22 protein-coding genes are annotated in these 24037 nt (G+C 62.1%); 16 read left to right on the plus strand and 6 right to left on the minus strand.

The features are described from left to right. Positions 1-53: 53 nt before the first annotated feature. Both AB3G88_RS16685 and preA read left to right on the plus strand, forming a co-directional pair. Positions 54-1421 carry an NAD(P)-dependent oxidoreductase gene (locus tag AB3G88_RS16685; RefSeq protein ID WP_480450770.1) on the plus strand — a complete coding sequence of 456 codons (1368 nt, stop codon included), beginning with the start codon at positions 54-56 and terminating at the stop codon, positions 1419-1421. Further along, positions 1421-2695, plus strand: a complete 1275-nt coding sequence (gene preA, locus AB3G88_RS16690; protein WP_099586629.1) for an NAD-dependent dihydropyrimidine dehydrogenase subunit PreA — start codon at positions 1421-1423, stop codon at positions 2693-2695. Before AB3G88_RS16685 ends, preA begins: the two co-directional genes overlap by 1 nt. A 349-nt stretch (positions 2696-3044) precedes the next feature. Here the strand turns inward: preA and AB3G88_RS16695 are convergent, their stop codons facing one another. After that, positions 3045-3665 (minus strand): TetR/AcrR family transcriptional regulator, encoded by a 621-nt coding sequence (locus AB3G88_RS16695; protein ID WP_099586628.1) that lies wholly within the window; start codon positions 3663-3665, stop codon positions 3045-3047. A 116-nt stretch (positions 3666-3781) separates the two neighbouring features. Here AB3G88_RS16695 and copC point away from each other — a divergent pair, with 116 nt between their 5' ends. From copC to AB3G88_RS16740, 9 genes are all read left to right on the plus strand, one after another. Then, a complete protein-coding gene (gene copC / locus AB3G88_RS16700; RefSeq protein WP_480450773.1) occupies positions 3782-4147 on the plus strand; it encodes a copper homeostasis periplasmic binding protein CopC in 366 nt (121 codons plus the stop codon). Positions 4148-4150: 3 nt separating this feature from the next. Then, positions 4151-5008 carry a copper homeostasis membrane protein CopD gene (copD, locus tag AB3G88_RS16705; RefSeq protein ID WP_480450775.1) on the plus strand — a complete coding sequence of 286 codons (858 nt, stop codon included), beginning with the start codon at positions 4151-4153 and terminating at the stop codon, positions 5006-5008. A gap of 156 nt (positions 5009-5164) precedes the next feature. Beyond that, positions 5165-6427, plus strand: coding sequence for an OprD family porin (locus tag AB3G88_RS16710; RefSeq protein WP_099586625.1), 1263 nt, complete (start codon positions 5165-5167; stop codon positions 6425-6427). Between the two features lie 224 nt (positions 6428-6651). After that, positions 6652-7470 (plus strand): NAD-dependent epimerase/dehydratase family protein, encoded by an 819-nt coding sequence (locus AB3G88_RS16715; protein WP_099586624.1) that lies wholly within the window; start codon positions 6652-6654, stop codon positions 7468-7470. Between the two features lie 30 nt (positions 7471-7500). Then, positions 7501-8376: an SMP-30/gluconolactonase/LRE family protein gene (locus tag AB3G88_RS16720; protein WP_480450778.1), complete on the plus strand. Its 876-nt coding sequence runs from the start codon at positions 7501-7503 to the stop codon at positions 8374-8376. Between the two features lie 55 nt (positions 8377-8431). Beyond that, positions 8432-9394, plus strand: coding sequence for a TRAP transporter substrate-binding protein (locus AB3G88_RS16725; RefSeq protein ID WP_480450781.1), 963 nt, complete (start codon positions 8432-8434; stop codon positions 9392-9394). A 63-nt stretch (positions 9395-9457) separates the two neighbouring features. Continuing rightward, complete coding sequence (locus AB3G88_RS16730) at positions 9458-9985, plus strand: TRAP transporter small permease (protein WP_099586621.1); 528 nt, start codon at positions 9458-9460, stop codon at positions 9983-9985. 1 nt (position 9986) lies between these two features. After that, a complete protein-coding gene (locus AB3G88_RS16735) occupies positions 9987-11267 on the plus strand; it encodes a TRAP transporter large permease (RefSeq protein WP_191946399.1) in 1281 nt (426 codons plus the stop codon). Then, positions 11267-12145, plus strand: coding sequence for an aldose 1-epimerase (locus tag AB3G88_RS16740; RefSeq protein ID WP_480450783.1), 879 nt, complete (start codon positions 11267-11269; stop codon positions 12143-12145). The genes AB3G88_RS16735 and AB3G88_RS16740 overlap by 1 nt, the downstream gene beginning before the upstream one ends. Before the next feature lie 42 nt (positions 12146-12187). Here AB3G88_RS16740 and AB3G88_RS16745 read toward each other — a convergent pair whose 3' ends face one another. The 4 genes from AB3G88_RS16745 to AB3G88_RS16760 all read right to left on the minus strand — a co-directional run bounded on the left by AB3G88_RS16745 (position 12188) and on the right by AB3G88_RS16760 (position 17224). Further along, positions 12188-13333 carry an HlyD family secretion protein gene (locus AB3G88_RS16745; protein WP_099586618.1) on the minus strand — a complete coding sequence of 382 codons (1146 nt, stop codon included), beginning with the start codon at positions 13331-13333 and terminating at the stop codon, positions 12188-12190. Beyond that, entirely contained in the window at positions 13330-14973 is a 1644-nt protein-coding gene (locus AB3G88_RS16750; protein WP_480450785.1) for an MFS transporter, read from the minus strand. Before AB3G88_RS16750 ends, AB3G88_RS16745 begins: the two co-directional genes overlap by 4 nt. A 199-nt stretch (positions 14974-15172) precedes the next feature. Then, positions 15173-15979: a sulfite exporter TauE/SafE family protein gene (locus AB3G88_RS16755; RefSeq protein WP_400527230.1), complete on the minus strand. Its 807-nt coding sequence runs from the start codon at positions 15977-15979 to the stop codon at positions 15173-15175. Then, positions 15980-17224 carry an NAD(P)/FAD-dependent oxidoreductase gene (locus tag AB3G88_RS16760; RefSeq protein ID WP_400527228.1) on the minus strand — a complete coding sequence of 415 codons (1245 nt, stop codon included), beginning with the start codon at positions 17222-17224 and terminating at the stop codon, positions 15980-15982. It abuts the gene before it with no gap. A 168-nt stretch (positions 17225-17392) separates the two neighbouring features. Between AB3G88_RS16760 and AB3G88_RS16765 the strand changes: the two genes are divergently transcribed. Further along, positions 17393-18256 (plus strand): MBL fold metallo-hydrolase, encoded by an 864-nt coding sequence (locus AB3G88_RS16765; RefSeq protein WP_250924800.1) that lies wholly within the window; start codon positions 17393-17395, stop codon positions 18254-18256. A gap of 106 nt (positions 18257-18362) precedes the next feature. On the opposite strand, the gene bkdR is transcribed toward AB3G88_RS16765, so the two are convergent. Then, the gene (bkdR, locus tag AB3G88_RS16770; RefSeq protein ID WP_159936237.1) at positions 18363-18848 is read right to left on the minus strand and encodes a Bkd operon transcriptional regulator BkdR; all 486 of its coding nucleotides are present in this window, start codon (positions 18846-18848) and stop codon (positions 18363-18365) included. A gap of 194 nt (positions 18849-19042) precedes the next feature. Here bkdR and AB3G88_RS16775 point away from each other — a divergent pair, with 194 nt between their 5' ends. From AB3G88_RS16775 to lpdA, 4 genes are read left to right on the plus strand one after another with little or no spacing between them, the layout of a single operon-like run. After that, entirely contained in the window at positions 19043-20278 is a 1236-nt protein-coding gene (locus tag AB3G88_RS16775) for a 3-methyl-2-oxobutanoate dehydrogenase (2-methylpropanoyl-transferring) subunit alpha (RefSeq protein WP_099586611.1), read from the plus strand. Position 20279: 1 nt separating this feature from the next. After that, positions 20280-21338, plus strand: coding sequence for an alpha-ketoacid dehydrogenase subunit beta (locus AB3G88_RS16780; protein ID WP_480450789.1), 1059 nt, complete (start codon positions 20280-20282; stop codon positions 21336-21338). Then, positions 21339-22592, plus strand: coding sequence for a dihydrolipoamide acetyltransferase family protein (locus tag AB3G88_RS16785; protein WP_480450791.1), 1254 nt, complete (start codon positions 21339-21341; stop codon positions 22590-22592). It abuts the gene before it with no gap. 3 nt (positions 22593-22595) lie between these two features. Beyond that, positions 22596-23969, plus strand: coding sequence for a dihydrolipoyl dehydrogenase (lpdA, locus tag AB3G88_RS16790; protein ID WP_480450793.1), 1374 nt, complete (start codon positions 22596-22598; stop codon positions 23967-23969). The last annotated feature ends 68 nt before the right edge of the window (positions 23970-24037 follow it).

The raw sequence follows: 24037 nt of genomic DNA on the forward strand, positions 1-24037 counted from the left end.
ACAAAAAAATGCCCACTTAGAGGCAACCCCAAAAAAACCGTGAGGCCACCACCGTGATCCAGACCCTGACCCACCTCCCCCACCCTCATGAGGATGGCGCAACCCTCGCCAGCCACTTCACCGACCTGGCGCCGCCCCTGAACGCCCGCCAGGCCCAACTGGAAGCCTCGCGCTGCCTGTACTGCTATGACGCGCCCTGCGTGAACGCGTGCCCCAGCGACATCGATATCCCGTCGTTCATCCGCAACATCCACACCGAAAACGTCCAAGGCGCGGCGCAGAAAATCCTCTCGGCCAACATCCTCGGTGGCAGCTGCGCACGGGTCTGCCCGACGGAAATCCTGTGCCAGCAAGCCTGCGTGCGCAACAACAGCGAAGAATGCGCCCCCGTGCTGATCGGCCTGCTGCAACGCTACGCCATCGACAATGCGCACTTCAGCGAACACCCCTTCCAGCGCGCCGCGACGACCGGCAAGCGCATCGCCGTGGTGGGCGCCGGCCCGGCCGGCCTGGCCTGCGCCCATCGCGCCGCTTTGCATGGCCATGACGTGGTGATTTTCGAAGCCCGCGAAAAAGCCGGCGGCCTGAATGAATACGGGATCGCCAAATACAAACTGGTGGATGACTTTGCCCAGAAGGAACTGGATTTCCTCCTGCAGATCGGCGGCATCGAGATCCGCCACGGCCAGCGTCTGGGCGATAACCTCACCTTGAGCGAACTGCACCAGCAATTCGACTCGGTATTCCTCGGCCTGGGTCTCGCCGCCAGCAAACAGTTGGGGCTACCCCACGAAGACGCCCCCGGCCTGCTCGCCGCCACCGACTACATCCGCGAACTGCGCCAGGCCGATGACCTGACCCAACTGCCACTGGCCGACCGCTGCATCGTGCTCGGCGCTGGCAATACTGCGATCGACATGGCCGTGCAAATGGCCCGCCTCGGCGCCCGCGATGTCAACCTCGTCTACCGTCGCGGCCTGGCGGACATGGGCGCCACGCACCATGAACAGGACATCGCCAAAGCCAATCAGGTGCGCCTGTTGACCTGGGCCCAGCCTGAAGAAGTGCTGCTCGATGACGAGGGCCACGTACGCGGTATGCGCTTCCAGCGCACACACATGGAAAACGGCCGCCTGCACCCCACCGGCGAGAGCTTCGAACTGGCTGCCGATGCGATCTTCAAGGCCATCGGGCAAGGGTTTGACGGCGCAGCGTTACACGACCCACTGGCCCAGCAACTGCATCGCGTGGGCGAGCGAATCTTTGTCGACGAACAGCTGCGCACCAGCATTCCCGGCGTGTATGCGGGAGGAGATTGCGTGAGCCTCGGCCAGGACCTCACCGTACAAGCGGTGCAACACGGCAAGCTGGCCGCCGAAGCCATGCACGCCCAACTCATGCTGACTGTGGAGGCCGCGTAATGGCCGATCTCTCGATTGTCTTCGCCGGTATCAAAGCCCCCAACCCGTTCTGGCTGGCCTCCGCGCCGCCCACCGACAAGGCCTACAACGTGGTCCGCGCCTTCGAGGCAGGCTGGGGCGGCGTGGTGTGGAAAACCCTGGGTGAAGACCCGGCGGCGGTCAACGTGTCGTCACGTTACTCGGCGCACTACGGTGCCAACCGTGAAGTGCTGGGCATCAACAATATCGAGCTGATCACCGACCGCTCCCTGGAGATCAACCTGCGGGAAATCACCCAGGTGAAAAAGGACTGGCCCGACCGCGCGTTGATCGTGTCGCTGATGGTGCCGTGTGTCGAAGAGTCCTGGAAAAACATCCTGCCGCTGGTGGAAGCCACTGGCTGTGACGGTATCGAACTGAACTTCGGTTGCCCCCACGGCATGCCCGAGCGCGGCATGGGCGCAGCAGTAGGCCAGGTGCCGGAATATGTGGAACAGGTGACACGCTGGTGCAAGACCTACTGCTCACTGCCGGTGATCGTCAAGCTCACGCCAAACATCACCGACATCCGGGTGGCGGCGCGGGCGGCGTATCGCGGTGGGGCGGATGCGGTGTCGCTGATCAACACCATCAATTCCATCACCAGCGTGGACCTGGAGCGCATGGTCGCCCTGCCCGTCGTCGGTACGCAAAGTACCCACGGCGGCTACTGCGGCTCGGCGGTCAAGCCGATTGCCCTGAACATGGTTGCGGAAATCGCCCGCGACCCGCAGACGCAAGGCCTGCCGATCTGCGGCATTGGCGGCATTGGTAACTGGCGCGACGCGGCAGAATTCGTCGCCCTCGGTTGCGGCGCGGTGCAAGTGTGTACGGCGGCGATGCTGCACGGGTTTCGTATCGTTGAAGAGATGAAGGACGGGCTGTCGCGGTGGATGGACAGCCAGGGCTACACCAGCTTGCAGGACTTTTCCGGGCGGGCTGTGGGCAATACCACGGACTGGAAGTACCTGGACATCAACTACCAGGTGATCGCCAAGATCGACCAGGCCGCGTGTATTGGGTGCGGGCGTTGCCATATTGCCTGTGAGGATACGTCACACCAGGCCATCGCCAGCTTGAAGCAGGCGGATGGTACGCATGCATACGAGGTGATCGATGATGAGTGCGTGGGCTGCAACCTGTGCCAGATCACCTGCCCGGTGGCGGACTGCATTGAGATGGTGCCTATCGACACGGGCAAGCCGTTTTTGAATTGGACCCAGGATCCGAGGAATCCCTACAGGGAGGCTGTGTAGTCCTTTAGATCGCTATGGGGGGGCAAGCCCCCTCCCACACAATTGGCTAAATGCGGTCACATGTGGGAGGGGGCTTGCCCCCGATAGGCATAGGGATCTACACAACTCTCAAAGGCTTATACATAACTCTGTGGTGAGCGGGCTTGTCCCACGCTGGGCTGCGCAGCAGCCCCAAAACCAGGCAACTTGGTTTTTCTGAAAAAACGCGGTGGGTTTGAAGGGGCTGCTTCGCAGCCCAGCGCGGGACAAGCCCGCTCACCACAACAGCCCGTTTGCCATAGATTCAGCATCCACGGAAAGTTGTGTAGATACCTATGCCCCGATAGGGCCATCAGCCTCACCACAAGACTCAAGGCTCCAACCCAATCCCGCGCAAAATCACACCCGTCACGGTCTGGATCGCTTTCTCAAACTGCAGGTCCGACAACGGCTGGTGATCATTCAGAATCTTCACCTGATGGTCAAAGTCGGCATAGTGCTGGGTCGAAGCCCAGATCATGTACAGCAGGCTCGACGGCTCCACCGGCAGGATGCGTTTGTCTTCCACCCATTGACGAATTTTCGCTTCCTTCATCTTGGCCCAGTCGTACAGGCTTTCGTCCAGCGCCTCACCGAGTGTCGGCGCGCCGTGGATGATTTCGTTGGCCCAGACCTTGGAGCCATACGGCCGTGTGCGTGAGCGCTGCATCTTGGCGCGGATGTAGCTGCTGAGCACCACCCGTGGGTCATCGAAGGTTTCGAAGCTCAGGGCATCCTGTTTCCACACGTCCAGCAGGTCGAACAGCACGGCGCTGTACAGCTCGCTTTTGGTGGTGAAGTAGTAATGCAGGTTCGAGCGCGGCAGTTGGGCTTCTTCGGCGATGTCGGCCATGGCGGTGCTGCCGTAGCCTTTCTCGGCGAAGACTTTCTCCGCCGCCAGCAGGATTTTTTCGACGTTGGCCCTACGAATTCCGATCTTGTGATTGCCCATAAGGGCTCCCTGACAAAGACATACGCCAAAGACTACCACCCGCTCTAGATCGGGGCGACAGGCCAAGCCGAAACTTCGTACACTGCCCACTCCTACCCATTGATTGGTATTGAACAATGTTGATCAAGAAAACCCTCACCATCGTCGCCCTGCTCGCATCCCTGCTGGGCGCCTCGGCGGCGTTCGCCCATGCTCACCTCAAAAGCTCCACGCCGGCGGCAGACAGCACGGTGAGAGCCCCCGGCGATCTGCGCCTGACCTTCAGCGAAGGCATCGAGGCGACCTTCACCAAGGTGTCCCTGAGCAAGGACGGCACCGAAATCGCGATCAAAGGCCTGGACACCGAAGGCACCGACAAGAAAGTCCTGGTGGTCACCCCGGCCGCACCACTCGCGGCCGGTAACTACAAAGTGGTGTGGAATGCCGTGTCGGTCGACACCCACAAGAGCAACGGCGAATACAGCTTCAAGGTTGGCCAGTAATCCATGGCGACCCTGCTGGTGCTGTGCCGCTTTGTGCATTTCATCGTCGTGTTGCTGATGTTCGGGGCCTGCGCGTTCAGGCCCTGGCTCCTCGGCGCTGAACCGCAGCCGGTGCTGGACCGGCAATTGCTGCGCATAACCCGTGGGCTGGCATGGACGGCCCTCGCGTCGGGGGCGATCTGGTTACTGTTGATTACTGTCAGCATGGCGGGCTCATGGTCGGCGGCGCTGCAACCGTCGACGGTGCAGTTGGTGCTGGGCAAGACCTTTTTTGGCCAGGTGTGGACCTGGCATCTGATCGTGAACGGCTTACTGATCATCAGCCTGATGACCCCGTGGAGGGCCCCTCGCCTGCCGCTGATCACGCTGTTGCTGATAACCCTGGCACCGGTCGGCCATGGCGCCATGCTCGATGGGCTGAGCGGGCAGTTGTTGATCCTCAACCAGGTGGTCCATCTGATGTGTGTGGGCGCGTGGTTGGGCGGGCTGTTGCTGCTGGTCTTGATCCTCCGGCAATCACAGCGTTTTGAGTTGGCGCCCGTCCTGCGTCGTTTCAGTGGCGTGGGTTACGGCCTGGTCGCGGGCTTGCTGGTGACCGGCCTGATCAATGTGCGCGTCCTGACCGGGCAGTTGTGGCCCACGCCGTTATTCAGTGGTTTTGCCCTGATTCTGTTGATCAAGGTGATGCTGGTGCTGGGGATGTTGGCGCTGGCGTTGCTGAACCGCTTACGCCTTGATAGCTGCGAACAACGGCTGGGCAGCTTGAGGGCCAGCGTGATGCTGGAATGGCTGCTGGGTGTTTGCGCAGTGGCCGCCGTTTCACTCCTGGGCACCTTGCCGCCGATGCTGCTGGCTGGCTGAAACGACATTGACTCTGCCCGCTTTAGGTCGGCACCCTCGTTGTCATCGTATAACTTCCCCTTGACACCTCGGGAAATCCCCGCAAATATCCGCTCCAATGTTGTACGACGACGTATAACAAATAATAAAAACAACAAACAGAAAGGGAGCATCACTGTGAGTCAATTCGCCCGCAATTCGTCTGCGCGTCTCGGTCTTATCGGACTCGGCAGCCTGGCCTTCACCCTCCCACTCACTGTCCAGGCCGAAGGGTTTGTCGACGACGCCAAGGCCACGCTCAACCTGCGCAACGCCTATTTCAACCGTAACTTCACCAACCCGGCGAACGCTCAGGGCAAGGCCGAAGAGTGGACGCAGAGTTTCATTCTCGATGCCAAGTCGGGCTTTACCCAAGGCACCGTGGGCTTCGGTCTTGATGTGTTGGGCCTCTATTCCCAGAAGCTCGACGGCGGTAAAGGCACCGGTGGCACGCAGTTGTTGCCGATCCATGATGACGGTCGCCCTGCGGATAATTTCGGGCGCCTGGGTGTGGCGTTGAAAACCCGGCTGTCGAAGACCGAGTTGAAGGTCGGCGAATGGATGCCAGTGCTGCCGATCCTGCGTTCCGACGATGGGCGCTCCCTGCCCCAGACCTTTCGCGGCGGCCAGGTGACGTCCAACGAGATCGCCGGCCTGACCCTTTACGGCGGCCAGTTCCGTGGCAACAGCCCGCGCAACGACGCGAGCATGGAAGACATGTTCATGAACGGCAAAGCGGCGTTCACCTCCGACCGCTTCAACTTCGGCGGCGGCGAATACAGCTTCAATGACAAGCGCACCCAGGTCGGCCTGTGGTACGCCGAACTGAGCGATATCTACCAGCAACGCTACGTCAACCTCACGCACAGCCAGCCGGTAGGCGACTGGACCCTGGGCGCCAACCTCGGCTTTTTCAGCGGCAAGGAAGACGGCAGCGCCCTGGCCGGCGACCTCGACAACAAGACCACCTTCGCCCTGCTTTCGGCCAAATACGGCGGCAACACCTTCTATGTGGGCCTGCAAAAACTCACCGGCGACAGCGTGTGGATGCGCGTCAACGGCACCAGCGGCGGCACCCTGGCCAACGACAGTTACAACGCCAGCTATGACAACGCCAAGGAGAAATCCTGGCAGGTGCGCCATGACTTCAACTTCGTGGCGCTCGGCGTGCCGGGGCTGACCCTGATGAACCGCTATATCAGCGGCAGCAACGTACACACCGGCGCGATCACCGACGGCAAGGAGTGGGGACGCGAGTCGGAGCTGGCCTACACCGTGCAGAGCGGCGCGCTGAAGAACCTCAACGTGAAGTGGCGCAACTCGACCATGCGTCGGGATTTCAGCACCAACGAGTTTGATGAGAACCGGATCTTTATCAGCTATCCAATCTCGCTGTTGTAGAACTCAGCCTCCCAGCCCCAGGAAATCCCCGGTGGGAGGGGGTTTGCTCCTGATGGCGGTGGGTCACTAACAGATGCACTCACTGGCATGCCCTCATCGAGGGCAAGCCCTCTCCCACATTTTACTCCGCGCTCTGTCCGCAAGAACGTTGACAACCTGGGGACTCCCTAACAATACTTCGGCATAGTCATACGACAACCTACAACAAAAAATCTGGAATCCCCATGACCACGACCACCCACGCTCCTTTCAACCGCCTGCTCCTCACCGGCGCCGCCGGCGGCCTCGGCAAAGTCCTGCGCGAGCGCCTGCGCCCCTACGCACATGTCCTGCGCCTGTCCGATATCGCGGCCATGGCCCCGGCTGCCGATGCTTCGGAAGAAGTCCAGCCCTGCGACCTCGCCGACAAACAAGCCGTGCATCACTTGGTGGAAGGCGTCGACGCCATCCTGCACTTCGGCGGTGTCTCGGTAGAGCGTCCTTTTGAAGAAATCCTCGGTGCCAACATCAGTGGCACCTTTCATATCTACGAAGCCGCCCGTCGCCATGGCGTCAAACGTGTGATCTTTGCCAGCTCCAACCACGTGATCGGCTTCTACAAACAGACCGAAACCATCGACGCCCACTCGCCACGCCGCCCGGACAGCTACTACGGCCTGTCCAAGTCCTACGGCGAAGACATGGCCAGTTTCTACTTCGACCGCTATGGCATCGAGACCGTGAGCATCCGCATCGGCTCGTCGTTCCCGGAGCCGCAGAACCGTCGGATGATGCACACCTGGCTGAGCTTCGACGACCTCACCCAACTGCTCGAACGCGCGCTGTACACGCCGAACGTCGGCCACACCGTGGTCTACGGCATGTCGGATAACCAGGGCACCTGGTGGGACAACCGCCACGCCGCGCACCTGGGGTTTGCGCCCAAGGACACGTCCGAAGTGTTCCGCGCCCAGGTCGAAGCCCAGCCGCCCGTGGCTGCCGATGACCCGGCCAAGGTCTATCAGGGCGGCGCGTTCTGCGCGGCCGGGCCGTTCGGTGACTGAGTTCACATCAACCCAAGGGAATGAGTTGTCATGACTGCTGAATTGATCGTCGACGCCCGCAATGCCGTGGGCGAATGCCCGGTGTGGGTGCCTGAAGAAAACGCGCTGTACTGGGTGGACATTCCCAACGGCGGCCTGCAGCGCTGGAGCGCCAGCAGCGGCCATGTCGCGGCGTGGAAAGCCCCGCAGATGCTCGCCTGTATCGCCCGCACCACGGCGGGCAATTGGGTCGCGGGCATGGAAACCGGCTTTTTCCAACTTACCGCACACAATGACGGCAGCCTCGACACCACGTCTCTGGCCAGTGTCGAACACCCGCGCCCGGACATGCGCCTCAACGACGGCCGCTGTGACCGCCAGGGCCGCTTCTGGGCCGGCAGCATGGTGTTGAACATGGGCCTGAATGCGGCCGAGGGCATCCTCTACCGCTACGCGTCAGGCTCAGCGCCTCATGCTCAATTGGATGGGTTTATCACCCTCAACGGCCTGGCCTTCAGCCCCGACGGCCGCACGATGTACGCCTCGGACTCGCACCCGCTGGTGCAACAGATCTGGGCCTTCGACTACGACATCGACACCGGCACGCCGTCCAATCGCCGCGTGTTTGTGGACATGCACAACCACCTCGGCCGCCCGGACGGCGCAGCGGTGGACGCAGATGGCTGCTACTGGATCTGCGCCAACGACGCCGGCTTGATCCACCGCTTCACCCCGGACGGTCGCCTGGATCGCTCCCTGAGCGTTCCGGTGAAAAAACCCACCATGTGCGCCTTCGGCGGCAGTCGCCTGGACACGTTGTTCGTCACCTCGATCCGTGATGATCAAAGTGAACAGTCGATGGCCGGCGGTGTGTTCGCCCTCAACCCCGGCGTCACCGGTTTGCCGGAGCCCACCTTCACCCTCTAGCTGCATCGCTGTGCCTTGAATACAACAATAAAATAACAAGACAGGAGTGACCCCCATGGACTTCAAACGCACCTTGCTCGCCGCCGCAGTGTTCACCCTCAGCAGCGCCGCCCACGCGCTGGAAATCAAATTCGCCGACATCCACCCCGCCGGCTACCCCACCGTGGTCGCCGAAGAGAACATGGGCAAGGCCCTGACCAAGGAAAGCAACGGCGAACTGACCTTCAAATATTTCCCCGGCGGCGTGCTGGGCTCCGAGAAAGAAGTGGTCGAACAGGCCCAGGTCGGCGCCGTGCAGATGACCCGCGTCAGCCTCGGCATCGTCGGGCCGGTGGTGCCGGACGTGAACGTGTTCAACCTGCCGTTCGTGTTCCGTGACCAGGCGCATATGCGCAAGGTCATCGACGGCGAGATCGGCGATGAGATCCTCGCGAAGATCACCGACTCCGAGTTCGGCCTGGTGGCCCTGGCCTGGATGGACGGCGGCACGCGTAACCTCTACACCAAGAAACCGGTGCGCAAGATCGAAGACCTCAAGGGCATGAAAATCCGCGTGCAGGGCAACCCGTTATTCATCGACGCGTTCAACGCCATGGGCGCCAACGGCATTGCCATGGACACCGGCGAGATCTTCAGCGCCTTGCAGACCGGGGTCATCGACGGCGCGGAGAACAACCCGCCGACCATGCTTGAGCACAACCACTACCAGAACGCCAAGTACTACACCCTCACCGAACACCTGATCCTGCCCGAGCCCATCGTGATGTCGAAAATCACCTGGAACAAACTCACCCCCGCCCAGCAGGACATGGTGAAAAAAGCCGCCAAGGCCGCCCAGGCCGATGAGCGCGTGCTGTGGGACGTCAAGTCCGCCAGCAGTGAGGAAAAACTCAAGAAGGCCGGTGTCGAGTTCATCAGCGTCGATAAAAAACCCTTCTACGACGCCACCGCAGCGGTGCGGGCCAAGTATGGCGCGCCTTACGCCGACCTGATCAAGCGTATCGACGCCGTTCAGTAACGCCCTCCTCCCTGACAAGGCCTGGCGCGGTCGGCATCGACGCGCCCGGTTACGGTGAACGCCATGAAGAATCTGCTGCTGCGCATCAACGACCGCATCTACATGACCTGCATCTGGGTCGCCGGCCTCGCGGTCCTCGGGGTCGCACTGATCATCCCTTGGGGCATCTTCGCCCGCTACATCCTTGGCACCGGCTCAAGCTGGCCGGAGCCCACCGCCATCCTGTTGATGCTGGTGTTCACTTTTATCGGCGCGGCCGCCAGTTACCGTGCCGGTGCGCACATGTCGGTGGCGATGGTCACTGACCGCCTGCCGCCCACCCAACGCCGAATCGTCGGCATTTTTTCGCAACTGCTGATGGCGACCATCTGCCTGTTCATGACCATTTGGGGCACCAAGCTGTGCCTGTCCACCTGGAACCAGTTCATGAGCGCCATCCCCACCCTGCGCGTGGGCATCACCTATATGCCGATCCCCATCGGTGGCGTGCTGACCCTGGTTTTTGTGCTGGAAAAACTCCTGCTCGGTGACCAGAGCAACCGGCGCGTGGTGCGTTTTGACCTGGTTGAAGAAAGCGAAGGGGCTGCCTGATATGGACGCATTGATTCTGCTGGGCAGCTTTATCGCCTTGATCCTGATCGGTATGCCGGTGGCCTACGCCCTGGGCTTGTCGGCGCTGATCGGCGCGTGGTGGATCGACATCCCGTTCCAGGCCCTGATGATTCAGGTGGCCGGCGGCGTGAACAAATTTTCGCTGATGGCCATTCCGTTCTTCGTGCTGGCGGGGGCGATCATGGCCGAGGGCGGCATGTCGCGCCGGCTGGTGGCGTTTGCCGGGGTGCTGGTGGGCTTTGTGCGCGGCGGCCTGTCCTTGGTCAACATCATGGCCTCAACATTTTTCGGCGCGATCTCCGGCTCGTCGGTGGCGGACACCGCCTCGGTGGGCTCGGTGCTGATTCCGGAAATGGAACGCCGTGGCTACCCACGGGAATTTGCCACGGCGGTGACCGTCAGCGGCTCGGTGCAGGCCTTGCTCACCCCGCCCAGCCACAACTCGGTGCTCTACTCCCTGGCGGCAGGCGGCACCGTGTCCATCGCCTCGCTGTTCATGGCCGGCGTGGTGCCGGGGCTGCTGATGAGCGCGTGCCTGATGGTGCTGTGCCTGATTTTCGCGAAGAAACGCAACTACCCCAAAGGCGAAGTCATCCCGTTGAAGCAAGCGCTGAAGATCGCCGGCGAAGCGCTCTGGGGCATGATGGCCATGGTGATCATCCTCGGCGGCATCCTGTCGGGCATCTTCACGGCCACCGAGTCCGCCGCGATTGCGGTGTTGTGGGCATTCTTCGTGACCATGTTCATCTACCGCGACTACAAGTGGAATGAACTGCCCAAGCTGATGCACCGCACGGTGCGCACGATTTCCATCGTGATGATCCTGATCGCCTTCGCCGCCAGCTTCGGCTACATCATGACCCTGATGCAGATCCCGGCGAAAATCACCACGCTGTTCCTGACCCTGTCGGACAACCGCTATGTGATCCTGATGTGCATCAACGCCATGCTGCTGTTGCTCGGCACGGTGATGGACATGGCGCCACTGATCCTGATCCTCACGCCGATCCTGTTGCCGGTGGTGCTCAATATCGGCGTCGACCCTGTGCACTTCGGCATGATCATGCTGGTGAACCTGGGCATCGGCCTGATCACCCCGCCGGTGGGCGCGGTGCTGTTTGTCGGCGCGGCAGTGGGCAAGACCACGATCGAGAAAACCGTGAAGGCGCTGCTGCCGTTTTATGCGGTGCTGTTCCTGGTGCTGATCGCCGTCACTTACATCCCGGCGTTGTCGCTGTGGCTGCCGAGCGTGGTGCTGTAATGATTGAGCTTAAAGATGACCTGACCCACCTCAGCCTTAACCCGGCCGTGGGCGGCAGCCTCGTCAACTGGACCGTGCGCGCCAGCGGGCATCCGCTGTTGCGGCCTAACGACCCGCGCAGCGAGCTGCCTGGAAAGCTGGGGTGTTACCCATTGGTGCCCTGGTCCAACCGCATTGCCAATGGGGGAGTCGAGACCCCCGACGGCTGGCTGGCCCTGACGCCCAACAGCCCGAGCGATCCCTTTCCGATTCACGGCTCGGCCTGGCAGCAGCCGTGGCACGTCGTCAGTCAAACGGCGCAGGAAGTGGTGTTGGAGCTGCGGTGTGAAACGCCGTTCGCCTACCGCGCCGAGCAGCGGATCCGGTTGAGCAACGGCGAACTGAGCATCGCATTGCGCGTGACCCATCTGGCCGAAAAAGCGGCGTGGCATGGGCTTGGGCTGCACCCCTACTTCCCGCGCCGGCCTGGCACACGGTTGCAGGCCTCGGCGGCGCAGGTGTGGTTGAGTGACGGCACAAAGTTGCCGACAGGCTTGGCGGCGGTGCCGCCCGAGTGGGATTTTCGGGTATTGAGCGAGTTGCCTGAAAGCCTCGTGGACAACGGCTTTTGCCAGTGGGACGGGCACTGCCGAATTGAACAGCCAGAGCTGGGCTATACGCTGGAATGCCAGGCCACCGGCGCCGATTACTTCCTGCTGTATTGCCCGCCGGGGTTGGGGTTCTTTTGCATTGAACCGGTGAGTCACCCGGTGAATGCTCATCATCTGCCGGGGCGACCGGGCCTGAAACTGCTGGAACACAATCAGTCGGTCCAACTCAATTTCAACCTGAAATACATTCAAAATGTGGGAGGGGGCTTGCCCCCGATGGCGGCCTGACAGCCCCCTCCCACAGTTTTGATTGGTGTTGTGTCAGTGATGTCAGGGTGGAGAGTTTTTCAGACGCCCAGCCGTATCGATACTCACGACAACCGACAACCCAGGCCGCAGCCGCTCACTCTCGGCCTGATCCGGGTCCACGGTAATCCTCACCGGCACCCGCTGGGCAATCTTCACAAAGTTGCCCGTCGCGTTGTCCGCCTGCAACAGGCTGAACTCCGACCCCGTCGCCGGGGAAATATGCTGCACCGTGCCGTGAAACCTGCGGTGGTTCAGCGCATCCACGGTGAAGGTCACCGGTTGGCCGACCTGCACGTTGTCCATCTGGGTTTCTTTCATATTGGCGATTACCCACAGCTGTTTCGGCACCAGGGCCATCAGTTGCGCGCCGGAGTTGACGTAGGCCCCCAGACGCACGCCAATCTGGCCCAACTGGCCGTCGCGGGGCGCCGTAATGCGTGTGTTGGACAAGTCGATGCGCGCCAGCTCGACCGCCGCATCGGCACTCGCCACCGCCGCCTCCAAAGAACCGCGATTGACGATCACCGTCTGCAAATCCTGGCGCGCGATTTCCAGGCTGGCCTGGGCTTGGGCGACGGCGGCAACCGTCTGTGCATTGGCCGCACGGGTCACGTCCAGCTCGCGCCGGGACACCGAACCGTCGCTGATCAGCTCCTCGTTGCGTCGCAGATCCGCCGTGCTTTTACGCGCCTGGGCCTGGCTATCCACCAGCGCAGCCTGGCGCAACTTGATGGTCGCTTCGGCACTGTTGCGCTGCTGCACCACATTGGCCAGCGCGGCTTTCTGCACCGCCAGTTGCGCCAGGGCCTGGTCCAGGCGCTGTTTGTAGATACGATCATCCAGGCGCACCAACAGGTCGCCAGCCTTGACGTACTGGAAGTCCTGCACCGGCACTTCGAACACATAGCCGCTGAGTTGCGGGCCGATGATCGTCACCTGGCCGCGTACCAGGGCGTTTTCAGTGGTTTCCACCGCGCTGCTGAACGGCGGCAATTGCCAGGCGTAGAGCACGATCAACACGCCGACGATGGCAATCGCGGCAAACCCCAGGGACGACAGGATGCGCACCCGCAGTGGCCGCAGCTCGGTGGGTACGGCGCCGGGCGGCGTGCTGCCTTCCGGGGTGGAGGCGATGGCGGTGGTGGTGGTCGTTGATGGTTCGGTCATGAAGGTGCGCCGCTGGGTTGAACGGGAGGGGCTGCTTGAGTGGTACTCATCAGCCACAGACTGCGGATAAAGATCCAGAGCATGGTCAGGATCGCGATGATCGCGATCAGCATGAAGACATCGTTGTAGGCCATGACATTCGCTTCGCGCGTCGCCGCCGTGGCCAGGCTGCGAATGCCCATGAGGTTGCGCAGTTCCGGGTCGGCGACAATGCCGCCGTAGGCCGAACCACCGCTCTGCACCCGCGCGGCCACACGCGGGTCAAGCATGGTCAGGTGTTCGACAATCATGCTGGAGTGGAACTTCTCGCGCACGATCTGGAACGTGCCCAGCAGCGCCGCGCCAATCAGGCCGCCGAGGTTCTGGCAAATACCGAACATCACCGAAAAACTCACCAGGTTGCGTGGGTTGGTCAGTACGTTCTTGGTGCCCAGCACCATGGTCGGCCCCAGGAAAAACGTGCCGCCAAAGCCCAGCAGGAACTGGCTGACATACAGGTTCTGGGGCCGGGTCAGGTTGCTGGAGAAACTGTCCATCACCGAGCCCACGGCCATCAGCGCCAGGGAAATCACCAGCGGCATCAGCAGGTGCGCCGGGTTGATGGTCAACGCGCTGACCACCAGCCCGCTGATCGCGCCGGCCAGCATCACCACATACAGGGTGTGCATCTGCTGGTAACTCATATTGAGCATCTGCATAAAGCCCACCGCACCGGTGGATTGCTCGGACAGCACCATGCGAATCAGGATCACCGCCAAGGCCAGCCGGATCATGGTGCCGCTGCCCAGCCAGCGGGTCATCAGCATCGGGTTGGCGCGGTTATGCTCGATGGCCAGCCCGGCCATGATCAACACCAGGGAACAGGCCGAGGCGACGCCGATCCACGGCGCTTCCAGCCACCAGTCGATACGCCCCAGCGACAGCACCGCACAGAGCAAGGCCACGCCGGTGGCGAGGATGCCGAAGGTCAGGAAGTCGAGTTTTTCGAAAGTTTTGAAACGGTCGCCGGGCGGCAACTTGAGCAGGAATACACAGCCCAGGCAGATCAGCGCCATGCCCAATTCAAACAGGTACAAGCCGCGCCATTCGGCGATTTGCAGCAAGTCTTCGGAGAACAACCGCGCCAGCGGCAACGCCAACTGCGCCGTACCCAGGCCCAGCACCAAGGCTTTGAGCCGCCACTTGGCCGGGAACGCCTGGATCATGTAGTACAAACCCAACGAACTCAGCGCCGCGCCCACCATCCCGTGGGCTGCGCGTACCGCGATGGCCGAGCTGAGGTCATTGACGAACAAATGGCCAAAGGTCACCAGCGCGTACAACACCAGGAACACTTCGGTGAACACCCGCAGGCCGAACTGCTGGCGGAACTTCACCAGCAGCAGGTTCATGCACACGTTGGTCATCACATAGGCGGCGGGCAGCCAGGCCATTTCCGCCGTGGTCGCACCGAGCGCGCCTTGCAGGTATTGCAGGTTGGCGATGACCAGGGCGTTACCCAGGCCACCGGTGATGGCGACCAGCACACCGACCAGCGCATACAGCCAGCGCTTGTGCGTGGGGTGCCACGGCGTCGACGGCGAACCGGGCAGGCTCGGGCGCTCGTGGGGTTCCCAGGTGTGGGGGGTGTATTTGTCCATTCGATGACCTAGATGAGCCGACGGGTGAAGTCGGTAAAACCATTACTCAGAGTAGTAAACCTGAGTGGGGTTCATCTTGCCATGTTGGGGGGGTGGTTGGGGGCTTCGGTGGTGGTGGTCAAGGATGTAAGAGCCAGATCAAAAGCGGGGTAAACCTATCTGCTATGTGCAGATCTGAATGTGGGATTGCATTTCAAGTTCAGCGTAAAGCGTTGAAAAGCATTCCCGCTGCAACCACCACACACAGGCTGGCAAACCCCACCTGCAAGGTGCGCGCAGGAATCACCGAACACAGGCGCCGGCCGACCAGCATGCCGACGATGCTGGCACCGATAAACACCCAGCCCACCGGCTCGATGCGCACCCCGGCATGCAACGCGCCGGCCACGCCAATCAGCGAGATCAGGCTGATCACCATCAACGACGTGGCGACGATGCCGCGCATCTGCACGTCGGTGAGTTGCTTGAACGCCGGCACGATCAGAAAGCCGCCGCCCACGCCGAGCAAACCGGACACCGCGCCGGTCACGGCACCCAGCACGGCCAGGGTGGCGCTGCATTTGGCGGTCCAGGCCAGGCGCCCGGTCTGTTGATCGAGCATGCAGTTCTTCTGGCCCCAGGACGCGGCGCCATGGTCACTCGGCCCGGCCTCGACCTTTTCACGCTGCAACATGCGCCAGGCCACCAGCACCATCAACGCACTGAACAGCGCCATCAGCACCGGCTCCGTCATCTGGTGCGCGAGAAACACCCCCAAGGGTGAAAACAGCGCGCCGAGCAAGGCGATCAGCAGCGCGGCGCGGTAACGCACCAGGCCGTGGCGCAAACCATCAATCGCACCGACGGCCGCCGCCGCGCCCACCGCAAGCAACGACACCGGCGCGGCCTGAGTCATGGTCAAACCCAAGCCCAGCACCAGCGCCGGCACCCCGAGGATGCCACCACCCGCGCCGGTCAGGCCCATGACCAGGCCCATCAACACACCCAACACACTGGCCAGCAGCATTCAGTCCACCTTGCTCAGACGGGTCAGCCATTCACGGCCCTTGAGCATGCCGTTCCAGTAGAACCACGGCAGCAGCGTGGCCTTGAGGAACCACATCGACCGACGCGCCTTGGTCGGGTCGAGGCCGAAGGTCGGCAGCAACGTGCCGCCGTAGCCGAACTCGGCGAGCACTACCTTGCCCTTCTCCACCGTCAGCGGGCACGAGCCGTAGCCATCGTACTTGAGCGGCATCGGCGCCTGTTTGCGCAGGGCCAGCAGGTTTTCGGCAACCACCACGATCTGCTTGCGCACGGCAGCGGCGGTCTTGGCGTTGGGGGTGCCGCATACATCGCCCAGGCCGAAGATGTGCGGGTAGTGCAGGTGTTGCAGAGTGTTGGGGTGCACTTCACACCAGCCGGCGGCATCGGCCAGCGGGCTTTGGCGGATGAAGTCCGGCGCGACTTGCGGCGGCACGACGTGCAGCAGGTCGAAGGATTTCTCTTCAACCGTCGTATTGCCCTCAGTGTCCTTCACGGCAAACCAGGCCTTGCGCGCCGGGCCATCGACCTTCACCAGATTGGAATTGAACGCCAGGCGGGCGTTGTATTTCTCTACGTATTTCATCAACGGCGGTACAAAAGTTGCCACCCCGAACAACGCCGCGCCGGCCAGGTTGAATTCCACCTCGATGTGCTTGAGATGGCCCTGCCTGAGCCAGTGATCGCACGACAAGTACATGGCCTTCTGCGGCGCGCCGGCGCATTTGATCGGCATGGCCGGCTGGGTGAAGATCGCCTTGCCGCCCTTGAGTTGCTGCACCAACTGCCAGGTATAGGCGGCGTGTTCGTAGCTGTAGTTGGACGTGACACCGTGCTGGCCGAGGGTGTCCTGCAGGCCCTCGATGCTCTCCCAGGCCAGGCGCAGGCCGGGACAGACGACGAGATTCTGCCAACTCACACGCTGGCCGCTGTCGAGCACCAACGTCTGCTCGTCCGGCAGGACTTCGCTGACCGCGGCCTGTATCCAGGTGACGCCATTGGGCAGCACGTCGGCCAGCGGGCGACGGGTCTTCTCCAGGTCATAGGCGCCTCCGCCCACCAGGGTCCAGGCCGGCTGGTAGCAATGGTGGTCGCTGGGTTCGATAAGGGTGATGTTCAGGTCGGGGTCGCGCTTGAGCAGGCTGGCCAGCAGGCCAATGCCTGCCGAGCCGCCGCCGATGACAACGATATCGCCACTGATGGTTGGGCCCCAGTGTTGTTCGGTCATGGTCTGTTGCCTTTTTTTGTCAATGCACACAAGGGTCGTTGCCGTATGGCGTCACGCCCAATGATGGGTCGAAGCTTTGCCTCTGACCGTTTTTTTCCCTTAAGCTCGCAAGCCTATGTGGAAAACATCTTGAATGTAAGCCGCAATCCACCCTCAAGGACCGTCGCCATGTCAGCGTTGATTCAATCCTTTCTGGACGAGGCGTCGTCGACCTACACCTACGTCGTCTATGCAGCGGACGGCGGCCCCTGTGCCATCGTCGACTCGGTGCTCAACTACGACCCGGCCTCCGGGCGCACGGACACACGCCAGGCCGACAAAGTCATCGCCTTCGTCGGCGAACACCGCCTGCAAGTGCAGTGGCTGCTGGAAACCCACGCCCACGCCGACCACCTGTCGGCTGCGCCGTACCTGCGCCGCACGCTGGGCGGCAAGATCGCCATCGGCCAGTCGATCAGCAAGGTGCAGGACGTGTTCAAGAATCTGTTCAACCTGGAACCGGAATTTCGCGTCGACGGCTCGCAGTTCGATCACCTGTTTGCGCCGGATGAGGTTTTCCATATCGGCGGCGTGAAGGCCCAGGCCCTGCACGTGCCCGGTCACACTCCGGCGGATATGGCTTACCTGATCGAGGATCAATTGATCCTGGTAGGCGACACGCTGTTCATGCCCGATGTGGGCACCGCCCGCTGCGACTTCCCCGGCGGCGATGCGCGGCAGTTGTATGCGTCGATGCGCAAATTGCTGGCCTTCCCGCCGCACACCCAGCTGTACGTATGCCATGACTACCCGCCTGAAGGACGCGAGGCCAAATGCCTGACCACCGTGGCCGAGCAGCGCGCGGGAAATATCCATGTGCATGACGGGGTGGATGAGGCGGCGTTTGTGGCAATGCGCACCCAGCGCGATGCCGGGTTGGGCATGCCGACGTTACTGCTGCCGGCGATCCAGGTGAATGTACGGGCGGGGAATATGCCGCCGGCCGAAGCGAACGGTGTGACCTACCTGAAGATCCCACTCAACCAGCTATGAAATACGGTTAAACATGTGGGAGGGGGCTTGCCCCCGATAGCGGTGAATCAGTAACAGAGGAGCCGACTGACACACTGCAATCGGGGGCAAGCCCCCTCCCACATTTTCAACCGAGGCTGATGCCATTGGCGGGCAAGGGCAGCGCGGTTTTGTAGCGCACCTGCTTCAACGCAAAACTCGACCGGATATTCGCCACCCCCGGCACTTTGGTCAAAAAGTCCATCATGAAGCGCTCCAGCGACTGAATCGTCGGCACCAGCACCCGGATCAGATAGTCCGGGTCGCCGGCCATCAGGTAGCACTCCATCACTTCGGGGCGGTCCGAGATCGCGCCTTCGAACTGCTGCAACGCCAGTTCATTCTGCTTTTCCAGGCTGACGTGGATAAACACATTGACGTGCAGCCCCAGCAGGTCGGCGTCGAGCAGCGTGACCTGCTCACGAATCAACCCCAACTCTTCCATCGCTTTGACCCGGTTGAAACACGGCGTGGGCGACAGGTTGACCGAGCGGGCCAGGTCGGCGTTGGTGATGCGGGCATTCTCCTGCAGGGCATTGAGAATGCCGATGTCGGTACGGTCCAGTTTGCGCATGAGACAAAATCACCTGTTTATTATGTTTATGCAGTTTTTTTATCCGCAAATGATCCTGAGCGCAACGAAACACAGATAAATATTCTTCTACGCCCCGCCTATGATTGTTGTAGGACAAGATTTCTTCTACCCGAAGACTGACTGTCAGCTAGCGCGCCCACTACAAGAAATTCACAAGATCGAGCGTAGAAGCCATGACCCAGCAGTATGAACCACTGCGCCTGCACGTCCCTGAACCCTCGGGCCGACCAGGCTGCAAGACCGACTTCACCTACCTGCGCCTGACCGACGCAGGCCTGGTGCGCAAACCCGCCATCGACGTAGAACCCGCCGACACCGCCGACCTGGCCAAGGGCCTGATCCGCGTGCTCGACGACCAGGGCCAGGCCCTGGGGCCATGGGCCGAAGGTGTCAGTGTGGAAATCATGCGCAAAGGCATGCGCGCCATGCTCAAGACGCGCATCTTCGACAACCGCATGGTGGTCGCCCAGCGTCAGAAAAAAATGTCGTTCTACATGCAGAGCCTTGGCGAAGAAGCCATCGGCAGTGCCCAGGCCCTGGCCTTGAACATCGACGACATGTGCTTCCCTACCTACCGCCAGCAAAGCATCCTGATGGCCCGCGAAGTGCCACTGGTGGACCTGATCTGCCAGTTGCTGTCCAACGAGCGCGATCCGCTCAAGGGCCGCCAGTTGCCGATCATGTATTCGGTCAAGGATGCGGGCTTCTTCACCATTTCCGGCAACCTTGCCACCCAGTTCGTACAGGGTGTGGGCTGGGGCATGGCCTCGGCGATCAAGGGCGATACCAAGATCGCGTCCGCCTGGATCGGCGATGGCGCCACCGCTGAATCGGACTTCCATACCGCCCTCACCTTCGCCCACGTGTACCGTGCGCCGGTCATCCTTAACGTCGTAAACAACCAATGGGCCATCTCCACCTTCCAGGCCATTGCCGGCGGTGAAGCCACCACCTTCGCCGGACGCGGCGTAGGCTGCGGCATCGCCTCCCTGCGCGTGGACGGCAACGACTTTATCGCGGTGTACGCCGCCTCGGCCTGGGCCGCCGAACGTGCGCGGCGCAACCTGGGGCCGAGCCTGATCGAGTGGGTCACCTACCGCGCCGGTCCGCACTCCACCTCGGATGATCCGTCCAAATACCGCCCAGCCGACGATTGGAGCCACTTTCCGTTGGGCGATCCGATTGCCCGTCTCAAGCAGCACCTGATCAAGATTGGCCAGTGGTCCGAAGAAGAGCACGCGGCGGTCAGTGCCGAGCTTGAGGCCGAAGTGGTCAAGGCGCAGAAAGAAGCCGAACAGTACGGCACCCTTGCCGGCGGCCAGATTCCGAGCGCCGCGACCATGTTCGAAGACGTCTATAAAGAGATGCCGGAGCACTTGAAGCGCCAGCGTCAAGAGTTGGGGATCTGACATGAACGATCACAACAACAGCATCGAATTGGAAACCGCCATGAGCACGACCACCATGACCATGATCCAGGCCCTGCGCTCGGCCATGGATGTGATGCTTGAGCGTGACGACAACGTGGTGGTGTTCGGCCAGGACGTCGGTTACTTCGGCGGCGTGTTCCGTTGCACCGAAGGGTTGCAGGGTAAGTACGGAAGCTCGCGGGTATTCGACGCGCCGATCTCGGAAAGCGGCATTATCGGCGTGGCCGTGGGCATGGGTGCCTATGGTCTGCGCCCGGTCGCTGAAATCCAGTTTGCCGACTATGTGTACCCCGCCACCGACCAGATCATCTCCGAAGCCGCGCGCCTGCGGTATCGCTCGGCGGGCCAGTTCACCGCCCCCCTGACCATGCGCATGCCCTGCGGGGGTGGCATCTACGGCGGCCAGACCCACAGCCAGAGTATCGAAGCGGTGTTCACGCAAGTTTGCGGCCTGCGCACGGTGATGCCGTCCAACCCCTACGACGCCAAAGGCCTGCTGATTGCCTCCATCGAGAACGATGACCCGGTGATCTTCCTGGAGCCCAAGCGCCTGTACAACGGCCCGTTCGATGGCCATCACGACCGTCCTGTCACGCCGTGGTCGAAGCACCCGCAAGCACAGGTTCCCGACGGTTACTACACCGTGCCGCTGGACGTGGCAGCCATCGTGCGTCCGGGCTCGGCCGTTACCGTGCTGACCTATGGCACCACGGTGTATGTGTCGCAGGTTGCCGCTGAAGAAACCGGCATCGACGCCGAAGTCATCGACCTGCGCAGCCTGTGGCCGCTGGACCTGGAAACCATCGTCAAGTCGTTGAAAAAAACCGGCCGTTGCGTGGTGGTGCACGAAGCCACTCGCACCTGCGGTTTTGGCGCCGAGTTGGTAGCGCTGGTGCAAGAGCATTGCTTCCACCACCTGGAAGCGCCGATTGAACGCGTCACCGGTTGGGACACTCCCTACCCGCACGCGCAGGAATGGGCGTATTTCCCAGGGCCGACCCGAGTGGGCGCGGCGTTGAAACGGGTCATGGAGGTCTGAATGGGCACGCACGTTATCAAGATGCCGGACATTGGCGAAGGCATCGCAGAAGTTGAATTGTCGGTATGGCATGTGAAGGTCGGCGACATGGTCGTCGAAGACCAGGTGCTGGCGGATGTCATGACCGACAAGGCGATGGTGGACATTCCCTCGCCGGTGCACGGCAAAGTGCTTTCCCTCGGCGGCGAGCCGGGTGAAGTCATGGCCGTGGGCAGTATTCTGATCAGCATCGAAGTCGAAGGCGCCGGTAACGCCAAGGACGCGCCGGTCGCGGCTGAGCCGGTGAAGGCTGCGCCTGTGGTCGAAGCCCGGCCCGCGCCGGTGGTTGAGGCCAAACCCGCGACCCAACCCGCAGCGGCGCCGGTGGCCCGCGAAACCCATGAACGCCCGCTGGCCTCCCCTGCCGTGCGCAAGCATGCGTTGGATGCCGGTATCCAGTTGCGTCTGGTGCAAGGTTCCGGGCCCGCTGGCCGGGTCTTGCATGAGGACCTCGACGCTTACCTTCAGCAAGGCGCGACACCGTCCTCGACAGCCGCCAACCCCTACGCCGAACGCACTAGCGAAGAGCAGATCCCGGTGATCGGCATGCGCCGCAAGATCGCCCAGCGCATGCAGGACGCCACCCGCCGCGCCGCGCATTTCAGCTACGTCGAAGAGATCGACGTCACCGCACTGGACGAGTTGCGTGTGCACCTCAATGAGAAACACGGCGCCACACGCGGCAAGCTGACCCTGCTGCCGTTTATCGTGCGGGCCATGGTCGTGGCGTTGCGCGATTTCCCGCAGATCAATGCGCGTTATGACGACGAAGCCCAGATCATCACCCGCCTTGGTGCGGTGCACGTGGGCGTCGCCACCCAAAGCGACGTGGGCTTGATGGTGCCAGTGGTGCGTCACGCCGAAGCCCGCAGCCTGTGGGGCAACGCGGAGGAAATCGCGCGCCTGGCCACGGCCGCACGCAATGGCAAGGCCAGTCGCGATGAGCTGTCGGGTTCGACCATCACCTTGACCAGCCTGGGTGCCCTCGGCGGCATCGTCAGCACGCCGGTGCTGAATTTGCCGGAAGTGGCCATCGTTGGGGTCAACCGCATCGTCGAACGGCCCATGGTGATCAAGGGCCAGATCGTGGTGCGCAAGATGATGAACCTCTCCAGCTCGTTCGATCACCGCGTGGTCGACGGCATGGACGCGGCGCAATTCATCCAGGCCATTCGCGGCCTGCTCGAACAACCCGCCAGCCTGTTCCTGGAGTAAGTCATGACCTTGAATACCACTTTGCTGATCATCGGCGGCGGGCCTGGCGGGTATGTGGCGGCGATTCGCGCCGGCCAGTTGGGCATCCCGACCATCCTGGTGGAAGGCCAGGCGCTGGGCGGCACCTGCCTGAATATCGGCTGCATTCCGTCCAAGGCCTTGATCCACGTGGCCGAGCAGTTCCAGCAAACCGTGCATCACAGCCAGGGCTCGCTCCTGGGCATCGATGTGGACGTACCGACCCTCAACATCCGCAAAAGCGTGGAATGGAAAGACGGCATCGTCGACCGCCTGACCACCGGCGTCGCGACACTGCTGAAAAAACACAAAGTGCAGGTGATCCACGGCTGGGCCAAGGTGGTGGACGGCAAGACCGTCGACGTCGGCGACCAGCGCATCCACTGCGAACACCTGCTGCTGGCCACCGGTTCGACCAGCGTCAACTTGCCGATGCTGCCGATCGGCGGCCCGATCATTTCGTCCACCGAAGCCCTGGCGCCAACCCGTGTGCCCAAGCGCCTGATTGTGGTGGGCGGCGGGTACATCGGCCTGGAGCTGGGGATTGCCTATCGCAAGCTGGGCGCCGAGGTCAGTGTGGTCGAGGCCCAGGATCGCATCCTGCCGGCCTACGACGCCGAACTGACGCAGCCGGTCAGCGAATCCCTCAAGCAACTGGGGGTCAAGCTGTACCTCAAGCACAGCGTCACCGGGTTCGCCGACAACTGCCTGCAGGTGCGTGACCCGAACGGCGATACATTGACCCTGGAGACCGATCAGGTCCTGGTAGCGGTGGGGCGCAAACCCAACACCCAGGGCTGGAACCTTGAAGCGCTGAACCTGGCGATGAACGGCGCGGCGATCCAGATCGACAGCCGTTGCCAGACCAGCATGCGCAATGTGTACGCCATCGGCGACCTGAGCGGCGAGCCGATGCTGGCCCACCGCGCCATGGCCCAGGGCGAAATGGTTGCCGAACTGATCAGCGGTCAACCCCGTGAATTCAACCCGGCAGCGATCCCGGCGGTGTGCTTTACCGACCCGGAACTGGTGGTGGTCGGCAAGACCCCGGACGACGCCAAGGCGGCGGGCCTGGACTGCATCGTGTCGAGTTTCCCGTTTGCGGCCAATGGCCGGGCCATGACCCTGGAGTCGAAAACCGGCTTCGTGCGGGTGGTGGCGCGGCGTGACAATCATCTGATCGTCGGCTGGCAAGCCGTGGGCGTGGGTGTATCGGAACTGTCCACCGCGTTTGGCCTGAGCCTTGAAATGGGTTCACGCCTGGAGGATGTGGCGGGCACCATCCATGCCCATCCGACCTTGGGCGAAGCGGTGCAGGAAGCTGCATTGAGGGCATTGGGCCACGCGCTGCATCTGTAAAACCGTGGCGAGGCCATCGGGGGCAAGTCGAATCGTCGCACCGCCCGCTCCCACACCGGCCAAGAATG

This window comes from Pseudomonas arvensis (genome assembly GCF_056688935.1).